The 20,036-nt window shown below is 74.4% G+C and carries 15 protein-coding genes; 9 read left to right on the forward strand and 6 right to left on the reverse strand.

Features of this window, described 5'->3' with window-relative positions; all coding sequences use genetic code 11:
- Positions 1 to 80: 80 nt before the first annotated feature.
- Positions 81 to 1,754: a septation protein SepH gene (gene sepH, locus AB0L25_RS11925; protein ID WP_500171161.1), complete on the reverse strand. Its 1,674-nt coding sequence runs from the start codon at positions 1,752 to 1,754 to the stop codon at positions 81 to 83.
- Between the two features lie 438 nt (positions 1,755 to 2,192).
- On the opposite strand from sepH, the gene AB0L25_RS11930 reads away from it, so the two are divergent.
- Positions 2,193 to 3,251 (forward strand): hypothetical protein, encoded by a 1,059-nt coding sequence (locus AB0L25_RS11930; protein ID WP_500171162.1) that lies wholly within the window; start codon positions 2,193 to 2,195, stop codon positions 3,249 to 3,251.
- A 39-nt stretch (positions 3,252 to 3,290) separates the two neighbouring features.
- Here the strand turns inward: AB0L25_RS11930 and AB0L25_RS11935 are convergent, their stop codons facing one another.
- The gene (locus AB0L25_RS11935) at positions 3,291 to 4,601 is read right to left on the reverse strand and encodes a D-arabinono-1,4-lactone oxidase (protein ID WP_500171164.1); all 1,311 of its coding nucleotides are present in this window, start codon (positions 4,599 to 4,601) and stop codon (positions 3,291 to 3,293) included.
- 279 nt (positions 4,602 to 4,880) lie between these two features.
- Here AB0L25_RS11935 and AB0L25_RS11940 point away from each other — a divergent pair, with 279 nt between their 5' ends.
- The 3 genes from AB0L25_RS11940 to AB0L25_RS11950 all read left to right on the forward strand — a co-directional run bounded on the left by AB0L25_RS11940 (position 4,881) and on the right by AB0L25_RS11950 (position 7,924).
- On the forward strand, positions 4,881 to 6,089 hold the full coding sequence (locus AB0L25_RS11940; protein ID WP_500171166.1) for a lytic transglycosylase domain-containing protein: 1,209 nt from the start codon (positions 4,881 to 4,883) through the stop codon (positions 6,087 to 6,089).
- Between the two features lie 111 nt (positions 6,090 to 6,200).
- Entirely contained in the window at positions 6,201 to 7,115 is a 915-nt protein-coding gene (locus tag AB0L25_RS11945) for a ferrochelatase (protein WP_500171168.1), read from the forward strand.
- Positions 7,112 to 7,924, forward strand: a complete 813-nt coding sequence (locus AB0L25_RS11950) for an inositol monophosphatase family protein (protein WP_500171170.1) — start codon at positions 7,112 to 7,114, stop codon at positions 7,922 to 7,924. Before AB0L25_RS11945 ends, AB0L25_RS11950 begins: the two co-directional genes overlap by 4 nt.
- Positions 7,925 to 8,059: 135 nt before the next feature.
- On the opposite strand, the gene AB0L25_RS11955 is transcribed toward AB0L25_RS11950, so the two are convergent.
- On the reverse strand, positions 8,060 to 8,236 hold the full coding sequence (locus AB0L25_RS11955) for a hypothetical protein (protein ID WP_158079106.1): 177 nt from the start codon (positions 8,234 to 8,236) through the stop codon (positions 8,060 to 8,062).
- Positions 8,237 to 8,431: 195 nt separating this feature from the next.
- On the opposite strand from AB0L25_RS11955, the gene AB0L25_RS11960 reads away from it, so the two are divergent.
- Together AB0L25_RS11960 and AB0L25_RS11965 are read left to right on the forward strand one after the other, a co-directional pair.
- Positions 8,432 to 9,085: a response regulator transcription factor gene (locus tag AB0L25_RS11960; RefSeq protein ID WP_500171172.1), complete on the forward strand. Its 654-nt coding sequence runs from the start codon at positions 8,432 to 8,434 to the stop codon at positions 9,083 to 9,085.
- A complete protein-coding gene (locus AB0L25_RS11965; protein WP_500171174.1) occupies positions 9,082 to 10,368 on the forward strand; it encodes a sensor histidine kinase in 1,287 nt (428 codons plus the stop codon). Before AB0L25_RS11960 ends, AB0L25_RS11965 begins: the two co-directional genes overlap by 4 nt.
- Before the next feature lie 28 nt (positions 10,369 to 10,396).
- Here the strand turns inward: AB0L25_RS11965 and AB0L25_RS11970 are convergent, their stop codons facing one another.
- Positions 10,397 to 13,315 (reverse strand): ABC transporter substrate-binding protein, encoded by a 2,919-nt coding sequence (locus AB0L25_RS11970; RefSeq protein WP_500171176.1) that lies wholly within the window; start codon positions 13,313 to 13,315, stop codon positions 10,397 to 10,399.
- A gap of 72 nt (positions 13,316 to 13,387) precedes the next feature.
- The gene (locus AB0L25_RS11975) at positions 13,388 to 15,124 is read right to left on the reverse strand and encodes a serine/threonine-protein kinase (RefSeq protein ID WP_500171177.1); all 1,737 of its coding nucleotides are present in this window, start codon (positions 15,122 to 15,124) and stop codon (positions 13,388 to 13,390) included.
- Positions 15,125 to 15,658: 534 nt separating this feature from the next.
- Here AB0L25_RS11975 and AB0L25_RS11980 point away from each other — a divergent pair.
- Together AB0L25_RS11980 and AB0L25_RS11985 are read left to right on the forward strand one after the other, a co-directional pair.
- Positions 15,659 to 15,952 carry a DUF4193 domain-containing protein gene (locus AB0L25_RS11980; RefSeq protein ID WP_026400666.1) on the forward strand — a complete coding sequence of 98 codons (294 nt, stop codon included), beginning with the start codon at positions 15,659 to 15,661 and terminating at the stop codon, positions 15,950 to 15,952.
- A gap of 15 nt (positions 15,953 to 15,967) precedes the next feature.
- Positions 15,968 to 16,792, forward strand: a complete 825-nt coding sequence (locus AB0L25_RS11985) for a hypothetical protein (RefSeq protein WP_500171179.1) — start codon at positions 15,968 to 15,970, stop codon at positions 16,790 to 16,792.
- Between the two features lie 216 nt (positions 16,793 to 17,008).
- Here the strand turns inward: AB0L25_RS11985 and AB0L25_RS11990 are convergent, their stop codons facing one another.
- Positions 17,009 to 17,296, reverse strand: coding sequence for a DUF4235 domain-containing protein (locus AB0L25_RS11990; RefSeq protein WP_026400665.1), 288 nt, complete (start codon positions 17,294 to 17,296; stop codon positions 17,009 to 17,011).
- Between the two features lie 132 nt (positions 17,297 to 17,428).
- Between AB0L25_RS11990 and valS the strand changes: the two genes are divergently transcribed.
- Positions 17,429 to 19,960 (forward strand): valine--tRNA ligase, encoded by a 2,532-nt coding sequence (valS, locus tag AB0L25_RS11995; RefSeq protein ID WP_500171182.1) that lies wholly within the window; start codon positions 17,429 to 17,431, stop codon positions 19,958 to 19,960.
- The last annotated feature ends 76 nt before the right edge of the window (positions 19,961 to 20,036 follow it).

A 20,036-nucleotide genomic window follows, 5' to 3' on the forward strand; every position in this document is an offset into this window, starting at 1 on the left:
GGGGTCGCGCGCGTGCCCCGATCGGGCGCGTCACCCTTGGTGAGACCGCCCGCGCGGTGACTTGCGTTGCGGGACGGGGGTCACTCCGGGCGGCGGGCGCCGAACATGATCTCGTCCCAGGACGGCACGGAGGCGCGCTTGCCCTTGGACTTGCGTCGCGCGCGCGCCGGGCGCTGCGTCGCCGGTGAGGCGTCCGCGGCCGCGGCGGCCGGGGGCGCGGTGACGGGCTTGTCCTGGGCGGCGGGCATGGTCGGGCGCGTGGCGGGCTTCTTCTTCGGGGCCGGACGGGCGGGCTCGCGGCGCGGCGCGCGCGGCGGCGCGGCGGGCTTGGCCTGCTCGCGGGGCGCCGCCGGTTCGGCGGGCGCCTGCTCGCGCGCGGCGGGCTCCTCGCGGGGTTCCGGGCGGGCGGGCTCGGGCTCGGGATCGGCGGGCTCCTCGGCCACCGGCGCGGCCTCGGCCTCGGGCTCGTCGGCGGCCTCCGGCTCGTCCGCGGGCGTTTCGGCCGCGGTGTCCGCGGTGTCCGTGGGCTCCTCCGGCTCGTCCGCCGGTTGAGCATCGGCGTCGGCGTCGTCGCGCTCCGGGGCGGGCTCGTCGGCGGGGGCCTCGTCGGTGTCCGGGCGGGCGTCCTCGTCCGTCTCGTCCGTTTCGGCGGTGGGCTCCGGGGGCGTCTCGGCCTCGGCGGCGCGCTCCTGCGGCGTCTCGTCGGCCGCCGGCTCGTCCTCGGCCTGCGGGGCCTCCGCCGGCTCCTCGGGCTCCACCGGGGCCGTGAGGCCCTCGAGCTCTTCGAGGGACGGCTCGGGCGCGCGGCGCCACGGCGCCTCGCTCGGGCGCGTCGCGGCGGACGGCGCCTCGGGCTCGGCGTCGTCGAACGGGCGGATCGGCTCGCGGTCGGCGGCGGCCTCGCGGGGACGTCCGGGCTCCCGGCCGCCCGGGAACGCGGGGCGCGGGTCGACGATGCGGCCGCGCTCGACGATGTACTCGCGGGGTTCGGCGGCGCGCAGCGGCGGCTCGGACGCGCGCTCGAGGGGCGGCTCGGGCTCGGCGGGCAGGCCGCGCCCGAAGTCGCGCGGTCCCACCTCGCGGATCTCGCGGCCCACGTCGCGGCCGTCGGTGACGACCTTCATCGCGGGACGGCGGGGGACCAGCGGGGTGACGGTGTCGGAGAGGTCGTCGTCGTCCCAGTCGCCGGCGCTGAGCCGCGCGGCGATCTCGTCCAGCGGGGAGACGTTCCGGCGGCGCGGGTCGAACGCCCACTCGGCGGCGTGCGGGCGCCCGTTGTCGAAGAAGGAGAGGCGGACGCGCCAGGTGCCGTCGTCGCACTTCCAGGCGTCCCACTCGACGTCTTCGAGGTCGACGCCGCCGCGGCCGAGGCGCTCCTCGACGGTCTCGCCGAGCGGCGGGCCGGGCGTGGACTCGCCGGGCCGCCGGACGGTGACGCGCTGCGCCTGCTGCGCCATGTACTCGCGTTCCTGCAGGACCGGACCCTCGAACCAGCGGACCCGCTCCACCGGGATGCCTGCGGACTCGGCGATCTCCTCCGCGGTCTCGCCGGACCTGATGCGGGCCTGGATCTCCTTGGGGCGCAAGGGACTCTCCACTTCGATCTCGAACTGGCCGAGGCGGGAGAAGTGCCCACGGACCGCGGCGCGGAGCCGGTCGTCGACGGGCAGGGTGAACCGGGTGCCTCGGCCCGCGGTGGCCAGGACGAGGTACGTACCGTCCTCGCTGACCGCGACGAGGCGCAGCTCCTGCATGCGTGTCCTTCCTGCCCTGTCCTGACGGCACGGAGGGCGCCGGACCGCGTTTCGGGTGCGAGCGCGTCACCGCTCCCGCACCGCCCGGCCGTCCGATGCCCGCCGAGGGCGCATGCGTGCCCTTCCCCCGGGTTCCCGAGTCTCTCTTCCGGACACACCTGCTGCCAGCACCGTACCCGGCATGTCCGAACATCGCCGCTCTCGAAGCCCCCTCCACGTCGAGGAAGAGGCGCCTGACCAAGCTTGCCGGTGCCCGGGTCCGGCCGAAGGCGCTCTGTCTGAATCTTGAGGAACCTTTTCCCCACTGTGCCGCACGCGGACGCCCGTCTCCACCCCGTTCGCGTAGCGAGCGTCACGTTGCGGTTCGGAACACCGTGATCGTCCGGTTAGTTTCGATTCCGGACACTATGGGGGATTCAACGGGGGTGAATCGGGGTAATGCGCCGCAAGCTTCCCGATCTGAGCACGACGCAGGTGATCGCGAGCGGGGTCGCGACGGCCGTCGCCGCGATCGGCGCGTCCTTCCTGGGGGTGTACGGGACGATCATCGGCACCGCGCTGATGAGCGTCGTCTCGACCGCGGGGGCGGCCGTCTGCAAGCACTACCTGGACCAGGGGCGCGACCAGATCCGGGACATGTCCCACGTGCACGGCGCCGCGCGCCGCCGGGAGGCGGCCGAGGACGCGGCCGAGGAGGCGACGAGCGCCGACCCGACCCGGACCATGGTCTGGCCCGCGGGCGCGGACCCGGCCCGCACGATGGTCCGGCCGCCCGGCGGGGACCCGAACGCGACGCGGCTGGACGCGGGCGCGGGCCTCGGCGACCTGACCGGCGACCCGAACGCCACCCGGCTCGACGGCCCGCACGGCGACCCGAACGCGACGCGGGCCGACCCGTCCCGGACGGTCGCCGGCGCGCTCGCGGCGGAGGCGGGCGACGAGGCCCGGCGGCGGGTCGCCCGGCGCTCCGCGCTGGACGAGACGCTCGCGTGGGCGAAGCAGAACTGGGTGAAGCTCGCGGCGTCGTCCGCCGCGGTGTTCGCGGTGGTGCTCGGCGGGATCACGATCTACGAGGCGACGACCGGCGGCCCGATCGGCGGCGGCAGCGGCGGCGGCGGCCTCACCGTCACGCACGTCCTCGGCGGCGACGGGAACGGGTCGGGCGGGCAGGTCGAGGAGACCCCGACGGACGCGCCGACCGGTGACGGCACCGCGCCCGCCGAGTCCCCCGGCGCGAGCCCGACGGGGGAGGCGCCGACCGGCGGTACCGGCGAGTCCGGCGACGAGTCCGGGACGGACCCGACGGGCGGCGCGACGCCCGGACCGTCCGACGGCGAGCCCACCGGCGGGACGACGGACGCGCCGACCGACCGGCCCACGACGACGGCGCCCGAGACGCCCGGCACGCCCGCGCCGTCCCAGTCGTCCGGCGGGGGCCAGGAGCAGCAGAACGGGACGGACGCGCAGCGGCGCGGCGACACGGGCACCGGGAACTGACGCGGGCGCCGGGACCGGCGCGCGAGCCGGGACCGGCGCTCAGTCGCCGAAGACCCGCCGGGTGTAGGGGTTGGCGAAGCGGCGGTCGGGGTCGAGTTCGTCCCGCAGCGCCCGGAAGTCCGCGAACCGGGGGTAGGCCTTCTCCAGGTACGCGGCGTCCCGGGTGTGCAGCTTGCCCCAGTGCGGGCGGCCGCCGACCGCCGTCAGGACGTCCTCGACGCCGCGGAAGTAGTCCTCGTGGGCGTCGCGGTTGTACACGTGGACGGCGATGAACGCGGTGCGGCGGCCGTGCGCCATCGACAGCCAGGCGTCCTCGGGCGGGAGCAGCCGCACCTCGATCGGGAAGCTGATCCGCCAGTCCCGCCGGGCGAACTGGGAGCGGATCTCCCGCAGCGCCGGGACGAGCTCCTCGCGCGGGATCGCGTACTCCTGCTCCTTGAAGCGGACGGTGCGCGGGCTGGTGAACACCTTGTAGGACGTGTCGGTGTACGTGCGGGCGCCCAGGGCCTTGGCGGAGACGCCGTTGACGAACGGGGTCGACGCGGGCACGGCGTGCGTGAGCCGGTTGACGACCCCGAAGACGGTGTTGGACAGGAACCGGTCGTCCAGCCAGTACCTGAACCTCGACAGGGGCTGGGCGGGCCCCTCGACCCGGTTGTTCCGCTTGGTGAGGCAGCCCTCGGTGTGCGGGAACCAGTAGAACTCGAAGTGCTCGTTGGCGTCGTCGAACTCGTCGATCCGCGCGAGGACCTCGTCCCACTTCATGGGCTCCTCCCGCGCGCGCAGCCGGAACGCGGGGACGGTCCGCCACGTGACGGCGGTGACGATCCCGAGGGCGCCGAGGCCCGCGCGGGCGGCGTCGAACAGGTCGGGACGCTCGTCCCGCGAGCACGTCACGGTCGTCCCGTCGGCGAGCACCAGCTCCAGCGCGGCGACCTGGGAGACGAGCCCGGCGGCGTCCCGTCCGGTGCCGTGCGTCGCGGTCTGGATCGCCCCGGCCGCGGTCTGCTCCTGGATGTCGCCCATGTTGGCGAGGGCGAGCCCGTGGTCGTCCAGCAGCCGGTTCAGCCGGTGCAGCGGGAGGCCCGCCTCGACGGTGACGAGCCCGGTCGCGGTGTCGACGGACCGGACCGCGGTGAGGGCGGACGGGCGCAGCAGCACGCCCTCGGCGACGGCGGCGCCGGTGAAGGAGTGTCCGGTCCCGGTCATCCGGACCGTGCGGCCCTCCTCGGCCGCCGCGCGGACGGCCGCGGCGACCTCGTCGGCCGTCCGCGGCGTCGTGACGCGGTGCGGGCGGACCTGCTGGTTTCCGGCCCAGTTCCGCCACGTTTGGTTGCTCACGGGTGACATGCGGCGACTCTACTCGGCAATCGATCGTGAGGAAAGTTCACGTTTACTGACCGTTCACCGGTCCGTCCGGACGTTCCGGGAAGACCCTCGCGGGGACGGATCGGGCGATACCGTACGATCCGGTAACCGCGGGCGCGGCCCCGCACGGGGGACCCGGGTCTCGCGGTGAACATTCCGCGACGTCACCCCCTTGATCGGGGTATGTCGGGGCAAGAAGTGCGCAGACGTGTAACCGACCGCTAGTGACGCTCGTTGGGAAATGTTGTGGCTCCTCCATCCGTGACACGCCCGCCGAAGCGCAGGCCGGAGAAGAAGAAGCGGGACCGCGCCGGGGCACGGCCCCCGGGGCGGACGCTCCGCGGCCTTCCCCTGATCATCGCGGGGATCGCGGTCCTCGCGGTCGGCACCACGTCCGGCGGCGTGTACGCGGCCCTGACGGCGGCCGAGAGCGGCGCCGGGGAGACGGGCGGCGGCGACGGCGGCGGGCGCACGGTCGTCCCGCCGAGCGCGGCCCGCGGGGAGCCGGTGACCGTGGCCGACGGCGGCGACGTCGCGCCGCTGCGCCGGGTGGTGCCGCCGGACGTCCTCGCGGTCGGCTCCGCGACGATCCCGGACGCCAAGATCAAGCGGCTGGCGAAGCTGAAGCGGGTCGGCGAGGTCACGGCGGTCGCGGGCGGCGCGATCCAGCTGCAGAACCGCGCGGTGAACGCGCTGGCCGTCGACCCGTCGGCGTTCCGCTCGTGGACGCCGCCCGGCACCGCCCGGAACACGGCCCTGTGGACGGCCCTGGCCGCGGACGAGTTCGTCACCACCCCGGACGTCGCCGAGGAGCTCCGGCTCGCCCGCGGCACCCGGTACCCGGTGGTCGGCCGGACGATGCCGAACCTCGTGATGGGCGGATCGGGCGAGCTGGGGCTTCCCGGCGTCAACATGCTGGTCAGTGAGAAGGCCGGCGCGGACATGGGCCTGGTCCCGAACGTCGCGGTCCTCGTCAACGCCCCGGGCGTGGACCCGGCCACCACCGTCAAGGCGGTGAAGCAGATCCTCGGCGGCGGCGTGGAGGTCGTGAACCTGCACGCCAGCCAGTACCGGACGCCCGGCAGCGGCCGGGCGACCGACTACCTCGACCTGTACAAGCGGGCCGCGACGACCTGCCCCGGCCTGTCCTGGACGGTCCTCGCCGCGATCGGGCAGGTCGAGAGCAGCCACGGGCGCAACGTCGGCCCGTCCAGCGCCGGGGCGCTCGGCCCCATGCAGTTCATGCCCGCCACGTGGAAGGCGTACGGGGTGGACGGCGACGGCGACGGCAAGGCCGACATCATGAACCCCTACGACGCCATCCCGGGCGCCGCGAAGTACCTGTGCGCGAACGGCGCCGGGCAGGGCGGGCGGCAGCTCTACCGGGCCGTCTGGCACTACAACCACGCCGACTGGTACGTGCAGAAGGTGCTCAACCTCGCCAAGGCCTACGCGGACGCCTACTCCTGAGCCCACCGGACGGACGGGCCCGCGCGCCCGCCCCGGCGCCCCGGTGTGGCCTTGATGACACGTGAGCCCGCCGGAACCGGCCACCGGAAGTCGGCTGGTTGGATGGAGGGCATGACGTCGTACGACGCTTTGCTGCTGATCTCCTTCGGCGGGCCCGAAGGGCCCGACGACGTGATCCCGTTCCTCGAGAACGTGACCCGCGGGCGCAACATCCCGCGCGAGCGCCTGAAGGAGGTGGGGGAGCACTACTACCTCTTCGGCGGGGTCAGCCCGATCAACCGGCTCTGCCGCGAGCTGAAGGCCGCGATCGAGGCCGACTTCGCGGCCCACGGCGTCGACGTCCCGGTCTACTGGGGCAACCGCCACTGGGACCCGTACCTGGCCGACACCGTCCGCCGGATGAAGGACGACGGGATCCGGCGCGCCGCGGCGTTCGTGACGTCCGCCTACAGCGGCTACTCGACCAACGACCAGTACCTCGAAGACATCGCGCGCGCGCGGGAGGAAGTCCCGGGAGCCCCTGAGATCGACAAGCTCCCCGTCTACTGGGACCGCCCCGGCTTCCTCGACCCGTTCACGGACGCCGCGATCGGCGCCCTGAGCGGGCTTCCGGACGACGCGCGCCTCGTCTTCACCGCGCACAGCGTGCCCCTCGCGCAGCCGAACCGCGAGGCGTACGTCGCCGAGCTGGAGGAGGCCGCGCGCCGCGTCGCCGCGAAGGCCGCGCCCGGCAGGCCGTGGGACCTCGTCTACCAGAGCCGCAGCGGCCCCCCGTCCCAGCCGTGGCTGGAGCCGCAGATCACCGACCACCTGGACGCCCTGCACGGCGCGGGCGTCCGCGCGGTCGCGGTCGTCCCGATCGGGTTCGTCTCCGACCACATGGAGGTCAAGTTCGACCTCGACGTGGAGGCCGCCGACCGCGCCGCCGAACTCGGCATGGCGTTCGCGCGGGCCGGCACGCCCGGCGCCGATCCCCGCTTCGCCGCACTGGCCCGCGAGCTGCTCACCGAACAGAGGAACGCATGAGCCTGCCCGAGGAACTGCTGGACCTGGCCGTCGCGACCGCCCGCGAGGCCGGCCGGATGCTCGTCGACAAGCGTCCCGCCGACGGCCCGGACGTCGTGCAGACCAAGTCGAGCCCGACCGACGTCGTCACGCAGATGGACCGCGCCGCCGAACAGCTCATCGTCGAGCGGATCCGGGCGGTCCGCCCGGACGACGCCTTCCTCGGCGAGGAGGGCGGCACGCGGGCCGGCGGCAGCGGCGTCCGCTGGGTGGTCGACCCGATCGACGGCACCGTCAACTACCTGTACGACCTGCCCGACTGGGCCGTCAGCATCGCCGCCGAGGTGGACGGACGCGCCGTCGCCGGGGCGGTCGAGATGCCGCGCCGCGGCGAGACCTACACGGCCGTGCGCGGCGGCGGCGCGTTCCTGCACACCGCCTCGGGCGTCCGCGAGCTGCGCGTGAACACCGGCGTCCCGCTCGACCGCGCGCTCGTCGCCACCGGGTTCGGGTACGCCGCCGCGCGCCGCGCCCGCCAGGCCGAGGTGCTCACGGGGATCCTGCCGCACGTCCGTGACATCCGCCGCGGCGGATCCTGCTGCGTCGACCTGTGCTCCCTCGCCGCGGGCCGGGTGGACGCCTACTACGAGCGCGGCGTCCAGGCGTGGGACATCGCCGCGGGCGCGCTGATCGTCGAGGAGGCGGGCGGCCGCGTCGAGGGCATGCACGGCGCTCCCGCCGGCCCCGAGTTCACGATGGCCGCCGCCCCGGACGTCTTCGACGCCCTCCACGACGGCCTCCTGGCGCCCCTGGACCCCACCCGCGACTGACCCGTTTCCGGTGAGCGGTGAGCGTCGTCCCCCGGAACGCGGAGAGCCCGGGACCGTGGGGTCCCGGGCCGTGTGGCGGGGGTTTCGATCAGTGATGGTCCCCGGGGGCGTCCCCGGCGGACCAGTCGCAGGGAATCAGTCGCAGCGGGGTGGTTCGATCCCGATGTCGTGGTTCGCTGCGATCCGGCGCAGTTCGCTGATCTCCTCCCGGCGGATGTCCGCCAGGTAGGTGTCCCCATCTGCGTGGGCGCTCCGCAGCGACGCGTACGCGTCGTCGAGCCGCTGCTGGATAGTGCGTGTCAACTCGCCCATGAGCCTCCTCCCGGATCCTGCCCATCCCTACCCACACGTACGCTTGAGGCAAACCTGTTCGCCGATGCAATTTTCGCGGATTCTTGCGTACGGGGCCCGGCGGCGTCTTGAACGCCTGCTTACGGGGGTCTTACGGCTCGCATGGCATATCTGTAACGCGGGGCGGCCGGGCCCGTCCCACCGGAGGGGGAACGAGTGCGTGTTCTAGTCGTCGAGGACGAGCGGGTGCTCGCCGACGCGATCGCCACCGGCCTGCGCAGGGACGCGCTGGCGGTGGACGTGGCCTACGACGGCGCCGGGGCGCTGGAGCGGGCGGGCGTGAACGACTACGACGTGATCGTCCTGGACCGCGACCTGCCGAAGGTCCACGGCGACGACGTCTGCAAGCAGCTCGTCGCCCAGCGCTACCCCGCGCGGATCATCATGCTGACCGCGGCGGGCGAGCTGGACGACCGTGTGCAGGGCCTGCAGATCGGCGCGGACGACTACCTGGCGAAGCCGTTCGCGTTCGCGGAGCTGATCGCGCGCGTGCGGGCGCTGGGCCGCCGCGCGGCGGCGCCGCTGCCGCCCGTGCTGGAGCGGTCGGGCGTCAGCCTGGACCCGGGTCGGCGGGAGGTCGCGCGGGACGGGCGGCAGGTCGATCTGACGCGCAAGGAGTTCGCGGTCCTGGAGGTGCTGCTGAGCGCGGACGGCGCGGTCGTCAGCTCCGAGCAGCTCCTGGAGAAGGCGTGGGACGAGCACATCGACCCGTTCACGAACGTCGTGCGGGTCACGATGATGACGCTCCGCAAGAAGCTCGGCGACCCGCCGGTCATCGAGACGGTTCCGGGCGTGGGGTACCGGCTGTGACGCCCCCCGAGGGAGACGCCAAGGACCGGCCCGGCGCGACCGCGGCCGGCGCGACGGACACGCAGCCCACGCCGGTGCGCCGCACCGGCCCCTGGCGGCGCCCGGGGCCGCAGCAGGTCCCGCCCCCGCCCGGCCCCAAGGGCGTGTGGCGCGCGGACGGCGACGGGGGCTCGGCCGTCCAGGCGCTGCCGAGCCGGATGAGCGTCCGGCTGCGGCTCACCCTGCTGTACGGGCTGCTGTTCTTCATGGCCGGGGCGCTGCTGCTGTTCGTGGTGTCGATCCTGGTGGCGAACATCCTCAGCAACGTCCAGGTGATCGGGCTCGGCATCTCGCAGGAGGAGGCGGCGGCGCTGCAGCGCCAGTTCGTCGAGCAGACGATGCAGCAGCTCGTCGGGCGGTCGCTGGTGGCGCTCGCCGGGGTCGGGATCATCACGCTGGTGCTGGGCTGGTTCGTCGCCGACCGGGCGCTCAGCCCGCTGCAGCGGGTGACCGCGACGGCGCGGCGGCTGTCGGAGAGCACCCTGCACGAGCGGATCGCGCTGGAGGGCCCCGAGGACGAGATCAAGGAGCTCGCCGACACCTTCGACGCGATGCTGGAGCGGCTCGGGGAGGCGTTCGACTCGCAGCGCCGGTTCGTCGCGAACGCCTCGCACGAGCTGCGCACGCCCCTCGCGATCAACCGGACGCTGCTGGAGGTCGCGCTCGGCGACCCGGAGGTGTCGGACGACCTGCGCGCCGTCGGGCGGACGCTGCTGGCGACGAACGCGCGGCACGAGCGGCTCATCGAGGGCCTGCTGCTGCTGGCCCGCAGCGAGCGGGAGCTGACGACCCGTGCCCCGGTGGACCTCGCGGACGTGGCGTCGACCGTCCTGGAGCACTCGGGACGCCGCGAGCACGACAACGACGTCGCGGTGCACCCGGAGCTGACGTCCGGCACCGCGTCGGGCGATCCGGTCCTGCTGGAGCACCTGGTGTCGAACCTGGTGGAGAACGCGATCAAGCACAACGCCGACGGCGGCGAGCTGTGGATCCGCACCGGGCTGCTGGACGGCTACGCGACCGTCCAGGTCGAGAACACCGGCCCGGTGGTGCCCGCGTACGAGGTGGAGCGGCTGTTCGAGCCGTTCCGGCGGCTGAACGCCGACCGCGTCGAGTCGGCGAAGGGCGCGGGCCTCGGCCTGTCGATCGTCCGGTCCGTGGTGCTGGCGCACCGCGGGGCCGTGTACGCCGCGCCCCGGCCGGGCGGCGGGCTGATCGTCACCGTCCGCCTGCCACCGGGCTGACGGGCCCGCCCGGCCGCCGCCCCTGCGGTCACTTCAGGGCGGCGGTCGCGAGCGTCGGGTCGCCGTCGTAGTCCATCTCGAGGTTGACGTACCGGTCGCCGACCAGCGCGGCCGCCCCCTCGTTGATCAGCGGGACGAGGGCCATGTCGTCCAGCGCCATCTTCTCCGCCTGCTTGTACAGGTCGGTGCGCTCCTGCCCGGAGGTCGTGCGGACGGCCTGCCCCATGACCTCGTCGAACCGGGAGTTCTTCCAGCCGGACAGGTTGTTGTAGTCGTTGTCGCCGGTCGCCACGAGCGTCCCGCCGAGCAGCGGCCACAGCAGCGTGTAGGGGCTCGCGTAGTCCGGGCCCCAGGCGTACAGGGCCAGCCCGGACGCGTCGTCGGCGACCAGACCCTCGCGGAACTCGGCGTACTCGGTGATCGGCGTGGCCTTCATCTCGATCTTCCAGCCGAACACCTGCTCCAGCCGCTCCTTGATCACCTCGGCGAGCCGCTGCTCGTCCCCGGTGGTCCGGAACGACAGCCGGACGGTCGTGCCCGTCCCGAGGTCGGCCTCCGCGGCGAGCTGCTTCGCCCGCTCGACGTTCGCCGCGTCGCAGGACGCGCACACGCCGGGCCGCCCGAACCCGGGCAGCGACTGCGGCACCAGGCCGCGCGCCGGGACGTCGCCGCCGCCGGTCACCCGGGCGAGCGCGGCGCGGTCCAGCGCGTACGACACCGCGAGGCGGGCCTCCCGCGACTCCATCGGCCCGCGCGCCGTGATCGGCACCAGCATCCGGACGTAGGGGAGCGTGCGCGTGGTGAAGGCCGGGTCGCTCGCGGCGGCGCCGACATCGTTCGCGCCGGTCAGGTGGCCCCAGCCGATCTCTTCCGCCTGGAACAGCGCGCGCGACACCGCGGTGTCGGGGACCAGCCTGACCTCGACGCGGTCCAGCTTGGTCTCGCCGAACGCCCACGTCTCGTTGCGGGCGAGGACGGCCTCCTTGCCCGGGGTGTAGCTCTCCAGCAGGAACGGCCCGTTGCCGATCGGCCGCCGGTTGAACGCCTCGTTGTCGGGCCCGCCGGCGGACGCCGGCAGGGGGGCGAAGACGGGATCGGCGAGGCGCGCGGGGAAGTCGCAGTTCGGCGAGGTGAGCCGGACGGTCAGGCCGTTCGGCGTCGTCTTGACCCCGGAGAACGTGTCGGCGTCGCCGCCCGACACGGCGTCGAACCCCTCGATGTCGGCCATCAGGTAGGGGCCGGCGCCCTCCTCGGTGGCGGCGGCGCGGGCCCACCCGCGGGCGAACGCCTGCCCGTCCACCGGCGTCCCGTCGCTGAACGTCGTCCCGTCGCGCAGCACGATGTGCCACTCCCGGCAGCTCTCCTCCGGCCGGATCTCGGTGGCGAGCATGTTGCGGACGCGGCCGTCGGTGCCGACGGCGGTCAGGCCGGTATAGAGCTGCTTGCCGAAGAACCGCTCGGTGCCGCCGTAGCTGTGCGAGGGGTCGATCCGGTCGCCGGACCCGAGCAGGGCGGGCGCCGTCATCGCCAGGGTGCCGCCCGTGCGCCCGGTCGGCGGATCGGTCTCCTCGCCGTCACCGCCCATCCGCACCAGGATCACGGTGCCGACGAGCACCAGCGCGACGAGCGCGGCGCCGCCCGCGCCCGCGAGCACGCGCATCCGGGACCGTCCGCGGCCTCCCCGGGACGGCTCGGTGAACTCGCCGCCCGGCCCGGACGGCGTCGCCCGGCCCGGCCACGTGCCGCCCGGCCCCGGCCGTCCGGACGCCGGGCCCGCCGGGAGCGGGTGCGCGCCGGGCCAGCCGGCCGCGGCCCCCGGCCGTCCGGGGACGGCGGGCGGCTGCGGGCTCGGGCCCGGCGCGGGCAGCGCGGGCAGCCCGCCGGGCACCGCCCCCGGATGCCCGGGCGGCGGCGTCGACGCGCCCGGGTGAGCGGACGAGCCCGGCGGCGGCGTCGACGCGCCCGGATGGGCGAACGACCCCGGCGGCGGCGTGGACGCCCCCGGGTGGGCCGGCGAGCCGGGCGGCGGCGTCGGCACCGCCCGCAGCCGCGCCGACTCCGCGGCGGCCGTCTCGGCGCCCTTGGTGAGCATCTCCGCGTCCCCGGTCGCCGGGGCGGACCCCGGCCGCCGCAGGCTCCCCGCGAGCGTCAGCAGGTGCGCCAGCACCTGCTGGGACGCGGGCCGCAGCGCCGGGTTCTTGGCCAGGCACGCCAGGACGAGCCCGCGCAGCGGCTCCTGGAGGCCGCCGAGGTCGGGCGGGAGGTTCAGGATGCGGTTCATCACCGCGGGGATGGAGTCCTGCCCGAAGGCGGGACGCCCGTTCGCCGCGTACGCCATCGTCGCGCCCCACGACCAGACGTCCGCGGCGGGACCCACCTGGTTGCCGGAGATCTGCTCGGGCGACATGTAGGCGGGGGTGCCGACCGCGACGCTGGACATCGTCCCGGTGGCGTCCAGCGCCCGCGCGATCCCGAAGTCGATCACGCGGGGGCCGTCCGGGGCGAGCAGCACGTTGCCGGGCTTGAAGTCGCGGTGCACCACCCCGGCCTGGTGGATCGCGGCCAGCGCCGTCATCGTGCCGATCGCGAGCCGGTCCAGATCGGCGCCGCGGCGCGGGCCGTCCTCGGCGAGCACCGCCGACAGCGACGGGCCGTCGATGAACTCGCTGACGATGTAGGGCCGGTCGCCCTCGACGTCGGAGTCCAGGACGCGCGCGGTGCAGAACGGCGAGACCCGCTTGGCCACCGCGACCTCGGCGGCGAACCGGGAGCGGGCCTTCGGGTCGCCGCTGAACCGGGCGTGCAGCAGCTTGACGGCGACCGCGCCGCCCTCCTCGTCCTCGCCGAGGAAGACGGCGCCCTGCCCGCCCTCTCCGAGCAGCCCGGTGAGCCGGTACGGACCCAGGTGATCCGGATCGCCCGGTCGGAGGGGCGCGGCCTCGGGCATGTGGCGTCCTTCCGGGGGAGGAGGGCGACGTCCTTGTCTCGCGACTTTACGCGATCATCGTTCGGACGATCATCACTTGGAAACGGTGCCGTACGCGGACGGGCTCGGCTCCGACCGGTTCTGGCGCCACTCCCACCGCGCGGACCGGTCACCGGTCAGGTTGAAGGTGACGTAGCCGGGGGCGCAGTCCTCCTTCTCCTGCCCGGCCATCGGGCTCTCCTGGTACTCGACCTTGGTGCCGGACTCGCTCAGCAGCTCCAGCCGGGTGTAGCAGGTCGGGTGCGAGGAGCTGTAGGTGTACCGCGCGGTGCCGCTGGAGTAGATCAGCGCGAACTGCACCGTGAAGTTGCGGCCGTCCGCGGGCGCCGCGGGCTGCGTCCCGTTGCCCTTCCACACCCCGACGAGGCCCTCGCCGGTGCCCGGCGACGACCCGGTCGACGGCTCGCTCGACGGCGTGTACGGGTCCTCCGTCTCCGACGTCGGCAGGGTGGTCGGCGGGTCGTAGTCGTCGTCGGAGTTCGCGGCGACCACGACGAACACGATCACCAGGATCAGGATCACCGCGAGGGCGCCGCAGCCGATCGCGATGATCGGCCCCGCGTTCGACTTCTGCCGGCCGAACTGCTGCCCCGGCGGGACGGCGCCGTGGCCGTGCGGCTGGCCGGGCATCGGCGGCCGCGGCGGGAGCGGCGGCTGCATTCCCGGCTGCATCCCCGGCTGCGGCTGCGCCGGCGGCCCGGGCGGCATCCCCGCGTTCTGGTACATCGGCATGGGCGGCGGCGTGATCGGCTGCGGCGGGGGCGTCGTCGGCCCCTGCGCGCCGTGCGCGCCCGGCATCCCGGCCTGGTGCATCGGCATCGGCGGGGGAGTGATCTGCTGCTGCGGCTGCCGCGCCGGCGGGACCTGCGGCGGCGCCGGGAGCTGCGCGGCGATCCGGGTGCCCTGGTCGAGCAGGTTCGCCTCGCCCGTCCCGGACGGGGCCGCGCCGACGTGCCCGAGCAGGTTGAGCAGGAGCTGCGGGGCGGACGGGCGCAGGCCGGCGTCCTTGTTCAGGCAGCGGCCCACGAGGTCGCGCAGCGGCCCGGCGGGCAGCGCCGACAAGTCCGGGTCCTCGTTGAGGATCCGGTTGATGATCACCGGCAGCGTGTCCGCCTCGAACGGCGACTGCCCGGTCGCGGCGAACACCATCGTCGCGCCCCACGCGAAGATGTCGACCGCGGGGGTGAGGGCGCCGCCGGTCAGCTGCTCGGGCGCCAGGTAGCCGGGGGTGCCGACGACCATGCCGGTCGCGGTGACGGCGCTCTCCTGCGAGTTGACCGTCCGGGCGATGCCGAAGTCGACGACGCGCGGGCCGTCGGCCGCCAGCATGACGTTGTTGGGCTTGAAGTCGCGGTGGACGATCTCGGCCTCGTGGATGGCGGCGAGCGCCGTCGCGGTGCCGATCGCGAGCCGCTCCAGGTCGGCGGCGTTGCGCGGGCCCTCGTGCGCGACGACGTCGTGCAGGGACGGGCCGTCGATGAACTCGCTGACCACGTAGGGCTGGTCGCCGTGGACGTCGGCCTCGAACACGCGCGCGGTGCAGAACGGCTCCACGCGCTGCGCGGCCGACACCTCGCGGACGAACCGGGCACGCGCGGACGGGTCGTTCGCCGTCTGCGCGTGCAGCAGCTTCACCGCGACGTACTCGCCGCTCCCCGGCGCCCTGCCCAGGAAGACCGCGCCCTGCCCACCGGCGCCGAGCCGCCCGATGACCTCGTACTGTCCCAGCGCCCGGGGATCGCCTGGCTCCAGCGGAGCGGCATCCGGCATCTGACCCTCCCGTGACCCGCGGTATGGTTCCGCGATATTGTGCGCCGGACCCGGCCGCGAGGTCACCTCCCGGCCGTGTGCCGGACGCCCCTGCGCGGGGGTCCGCCCCCTAGCTCTCCGAGCGGGCACCATATCGCGTTAGTTCAGACGTTTCACCGGACCGTCCGGTTCAGTGTCCGGGCCGCCTTCCGCGGACGGGGCGGCGCGCCGCGGCCGGTCGGTGCGCGCCCGGCCCCGGGGACCGATATGATCCCCGCCGCCGCGGGATCCCGTTGGTCGTCGTCCGGTACGCGAACGCAGTGCTCGCAGAGCGCTCGCCGTGCCGTGGACGCCCGGCGGGCGTGTGATGGAAGACACATCGCGAGGAAGAGAACCGGGTGATGGGTGTCACTCGTGGGAACGGTCGCGCCTCGTGTGTCGTACGTCACCAACCGTGACAGAATTTCCCGCCCGGATCGGGCACAAGAACGGTCCCTCGAGCGTTAGTTCCGCGCGACGGGGCGCATAAAGCACTGAGGGGGATGGAGATAGAAGATGGCGACCGACTACGACAGCCCGCGCAAGACAGACGACGACATCAACGAGGACAGCCTCCAGGAGCTCCAGGCCCGTCGCGCCGACAAGGCCGCGAGCATCATCGACGAGGACCTCGACGCCGGTGAGGTCGCCGACCTGCCGGGCGCGGACCTGTCGAACGAGGAGCTCACGTTCCGCGTCGTGCCGCGGCAGGCGGACGAGTTCACCTGCACCCGCTGCTTCCTGGTGCACCACCGCAGCCAGCTGGCCAAGGAGAAGAACGGCCAGCCCATCTGCCGTGAGTGCGCCTGACCCGGGGGCGGGCCGGTGACGGGAGACCTGGAGAAACGGCGGGACGACGAGGTGGAGCCGGCGCACGTCGGCGGCTCCGCCGAACTCGGTGAGCTGGTCGGCCGGCTCACCGCCGACGAGGACATGGACCGCGAGACCCGCGGCCGCCTCCTCGGGCGACTGGCGAGACTGCTCGGCCAGAACGCCCGCAGGGCGGGGGCCGCGGGCATCGCGCGCGGTCGCTGGCTCGGCGACCTGCTCGTCGAGGTGGCGCCGCACATCCCGGTCCGCGACCGGGAGACCCTGAGCGCCCACCACCACGGCCTGACCGGGGAGGCGCTGGCCGACAGCCTGGTCCGGGTCGCGAGCAACGCCACCACCGGCGTCGGCGCCGCCGGGGGAGCGCTCGCCGCGGTGCAGTTCACCGCACCGCCGCTGCTGCTGACCGCCCCCGCGCAGCTCGCCGCCGAGACCCTGGTGGTGGCGGCGATCGAGGTCAAGCTGATCGCCGAACTGCACGAGGTGTACGGCATCCGCGTCGAGGGCCCGGGCACCGTGCGGGGCCGCGCGTTCGTCACGTCCTGGGCGCGGCAGCGCGGCATCAACCCGCTGGAGGCGGGCACCCTCGGCAGCGCGCTCGGCTCGGCCGCCAAGGCCGCGCTGCGCAAGCGGATGCTGAGAGTGTTCGGCCGCAGCATGAGCACCATGGGGCCGCTGCTCACCGGCGCGGCGGCGGGGGCCGCCCTCAACCGGAGCGCGACGAAGGCCCTGGCCAACACGATCCGCACCGACCTGCGCGCCTCAGCGGGCGTGCCGCCCCCGCTTGCGGGGGAGCATCCGCGGCTGCCGGCCGGGGACTGATCCGGGACGATCGGCGCGGGCCCGAACCGGACACGCCCCCCTCGTGACCGGAGCCGGCCTCGAACCCGGGCCCGAGCCGCGTCCGAACCCTGCCCGAACGAATTCCGCCCGAACGAACCCTGCCCGAAGCCGGTTCCCGGCCCCGGTTCCGGCCGACGCGCGAACGGCGGGCGCGGCGGGGGCGCGGAGCGCGCCGCCCGCCCTCGCCCGCCGCCGTCAGCCCTCGACCTTGAAGTGGGACGGGGGCGCACCGGTGCCCTTGGCCCACTGGTGCGCGACGGCGCGGGTGGCGAGCAGCCGCGCCACCTCCATGCCGACGCCCATCATCACGGCCCAGCCGATCGCCTCGGCGAGCGCCACGTCGGGCGACTCGGGGTTGGTCGGCGGCTCCTTGCCGGTGCTCTTCTTCCAGGCCATCGTGATGACCTTCTTCGCGACGAAACCGCCCGCGAAGGCCGCGGCCCCGGCCGTCAGCCGCCAGCCGAGTTCGCCCTTGTCCGCCATGTTCGTCCTCCAGTCGTCCTGTCGTCTCCGACGCTACCGGACCGTGCCCGTCCCGGACGGGCGGCCGACGCGGCCGCGTCGCGCGCGGGGAAATGCGTATGCGCCCGGGGGCGATGTCAATACGATTGGTGCATGACAGAGCGTCCGCGTACCCCGCATGTTCCGGCCAAGCCCTCACTCGACGGCCTGGAGGACAAGTGGGTACGCGCGTGGGACGAGCAGGGCGTCCACCGCTTCGACCGCACCCGGCCGCACGCCGAGGTGTTCTCGATCGACACGCCCCCGCCCACGGTCAGCGGCTCCCTCCACGTCGGCCACGTCTTCTCCTACACCCACACCGACGCCGTCGCACGGTTCCAGCGCATGCGCGGTCGAGCGGTCTTCTACCCGATGGGATGGGACGATAACGGCCTGCCCACCGAGCGGCGGGTGCAGAACCACTTCGGCGTCCGCTGCGACCCGTCGCTGCCCTACGACCCCGATTTCGAGCCCCCGGCGAAGCCCGACCCGAAGCGCCAGGTCGCGGTGTCGCGGCGGAACTTCATCGAGCTGTGCGAGCGGCTCACCGAGGTCGACGAGAAGGCGTTCGAGGAGCTGTGGCGCCGCGTCGGCCTGTCGGTCGACTGGGACCACCTCTACACCACGATCGGCGACGCGTCCCGCACGGCTTCGCAGCGCGCGTTCCTGCGCAACCTCGCGCGCGGCGAGGCGTACGTCGCCGAGGCGCCGACGCTGTGGGACGTCACGTTCCGCACGGCCGTCGCGCAGGCCGAACTGGAGGACCGCGAGCAGCCCGGGGCGTTCCACCGCCTCCGCTTCCACGCGCCCGAACGGCCCGTCTACATCGAGACGACGCGGCCCGAGCTGCTGCCCGCGTGCGTCGCGCTCGTGGCGCACCCCGACGACGAGCGGTACGCGGAGCTGTTCGGCACGACCGTCCGCACGCCGCTGTTCGGCGTCGAGGTGCCCGTCCTCGCGCACCGGCTCGCCGAGCCCGACAAGGGCTCGGGCATCGCGATGATCTGCACGTTCGGCGACGTCGCCGACGTCACCTGGTGGCGCGAGCTCGACCTGCCGACCCGCGCGGTGATCGGCTGGGACGGGCGGCTGGCCGCCGAACCGCCGCGCGGCGTCCCCGCGGAGCCGTACGCGGAGCTGGCGGGCAAGACGGTGTTCTCGGCGCGCGAGCGGATCGTGGAGATGCTGCGGGAGTCCGGCGATCTGGACGGCGAGCCGCGCAAGGTCACGCGGGCGGTGAAGTTCTACGAGAAGGGCGCCAAGCCGCTCGAGATCGTCACGACCCGGCAGTGGTACATCCGCAACGGCGGCCGCGACGCGGGGATGCGCGCCGAGATGCTGGCGCGCGGCGCCGAGCTGAACTGGCACCCGCCGCACATGCGGGCCCGCTACGACAACTGGGTCGAGGGCCTCAACGGCGACTGGCTGATCTCCCGGCAGCGGTTCTTCGGCGTGCCGATCCCCGTCTGGTACCGGCTGGACGAGTCGGGCGAACCGGTCTACGGCGAGCCGATCGTGCCCGCCGAGGACGAGCTGCCGGTCGACCCGTCGTCGGACGTCCCGCCCGGGTACGCCGAGGAGCAGCGGGGCGTGCCGGGCGGGTTCGCCGGCGACCCGGACGTCATGGACACGTGGGCGACGTCGTCGCTGACCCCGCAGATCGCGGGCGGCTGGGAGCGCGACGCCGACCTGTTCGGCCGCGTGTTCCCCTACAGCCTGCGGCCGCAGGCGCACGACATCATCCGCACCTGGCTGTTCTCCACGGTCGTCCGCTCGCACCTGGAGCACGGGTCGCTGCCGTGGACGGACACCGCGCTGTCCGGCTGGATCCTCGACCCCGACCGCAAGAAGATGTCGAAGTCGAAGGGCAATGTCGTCACGCCGATCGACCTGCTGCGCGAGTACGGGTCGGACGCCGTCCGGTACTGGGCGGCGAGCGGGCGGCCGGGCACCGACACCGCGTTCGACACCGGGCAGATCAAGGTCGGCCGCCGCCTCGCGATCAAGGTGCTGAACGCGTCGAAGTTCGTCCTCGGGCTGGGGGACGTGACGGACGAGGGGCCGGCCGCGGTCGTCGAGCCGCTGGACCGGGCGATGCTCGCGGCGCTCGCGGGCGTCGTCCGCGACGCCACCGAGGCGTTCGAGGGCTACGACTACACGCGCGCGCTCGAGCGGACGGAACGGTTCTTCTGGGAGTTCTGCGACGACTACCTCGAACTGGTGAAGTCGCGGGCGTACGGGGACGGGCCGGAGGCGCGGTCGGCGCGCGCGGCGCTGCGGACGGCGCTGTCGGTGCTGCTGCGGCTGTTCGCGCCGGTGCTGCCGTTCGTCACCGAGGAGGTCTGGTCGTGGTGGCGGCACGGGTCGGTGCACGCGGCGGCGTGGCCGACGCCGGCCGAGCTGCCGCCGGGCGGCGACCCGGCGGTGCTGGCCGCGACGGGCGAGGCGCTGCGGCAGGTCCGCAAGGCGAAGTCGGAGGCGCGGGCGTCGATGCGCGCCGACGTCGCGCGCGCGGTCGTCCGGGGCGCGGAGGTGGTGCGCATCGCCCGTCCCGACCTGGCCGCCGCCGGGCGGATCGCGGACCTCACCCTCGAGGACGCGCCCGCCGAGCTGACGGTCGAGGTCGAGCTGGCGCCCGCCACGTAGCGCCGCTCCGCGCGGCCGGTTCCGGGTAACGGCCGTCACACGGTCGCGGCCTTGACTTCCCCCGGCCCGCTCCAGA

The organism is Spirillospora sp. NPDC052242, from assembly GCF_040679555.1.
In the GTDB taxonomy this organism is placed as follows: Bacteria; Actinomycetota; Actinomycetes; order Streptosporangiales; family Streptosporangiaceae; genus Spirillospora.

What these genes read in the sequence shown, in the direction of transcription:
- AB0L25_RS11950 (WP_500171170.1), top strand. Translation starts at nt 7,112, where the DNA reads ATGAGCCTGCCCGAGGAACTGCTGGACCTGGCCGTCGCGACCGCCCGC.
- sepH (WP_500171161.1), bottom strand. Translation starts at nt 1,754, where the DNA reads ATGCAGGAGCTGCGCCTCGTCGCGGTCAGCGAGGACGGTACGTACCTC.
- AB0L25_RS11945 (WP_500171168.1), top strand. Translation starts at nt 6,201, where the DNA reads ATGACGTCGTACGACGCTTTGCTGCTGATCTCCTTCGGCGGGCCCGAA.
- AB0L25_RS11970 (WP_500171176.1), bottom strand. Translation starts at nt 13,315, where the DNA reads ATGCCCGAGGCCGCGCCCCTCCGACCGGGCGATCCGGATCACCTGGGT.
- AB0L25_RS11955 (WP_158079106.1), bottom strand. Translation starts at nt 8,236, where the DNA reads ATGGGCGAGTTGACACGCACTATCCAGCAGCGGCTCGACGACGCGTAC.
- AB0L25_RS11980 (WP_026400666.1), top strand. Translation starts at nt 15,659, where the DNA reads ATGGCGACCGACTACGACAGCCCGCGCAAGACAGACGACGACATCAAC.
- valS (WP_500171182.1), top strand. Translation starts at nt 17,429, where the DNA reads ATGACAGAGCGTCCGCGTACCCCGCATGTTCCGGCCAAGCCCTCACTC.
- AB0L25_RS11975 (WP_500171177.1), bottom strand. Translation starts at nt 15,124, where the DNA reads ATGCCGGATGCCGCTCCGCTGGAGCCAGGCGATCCCCGGGCGCTGGGA.
- AB0L25_RS11990 (WP_026400665.1), bottom strand. Translation starts at nt 17,296, where the DNA reads ATGGCGGACAAGGGCGAACTCGGCTGGCGGCTGACGGCCGGGGCCGCG.
- AB0L25_RS11930 (WP_500171162.1), top strand. Translation starts at nt 2,193, where the DNA reads ATGCGCCGCAAGCTTCCCGATCTGAGCACGACGCAGGTGATCGCGAGC.
- AB0L25_RS11935 (WP_500171164.1), bottom strand. Translation starts at nt 4,601, where the DNA reads ATGTCACCCGTGAGCAACCAAACGTGGCGGAACTGGGCCGGAAACCAG.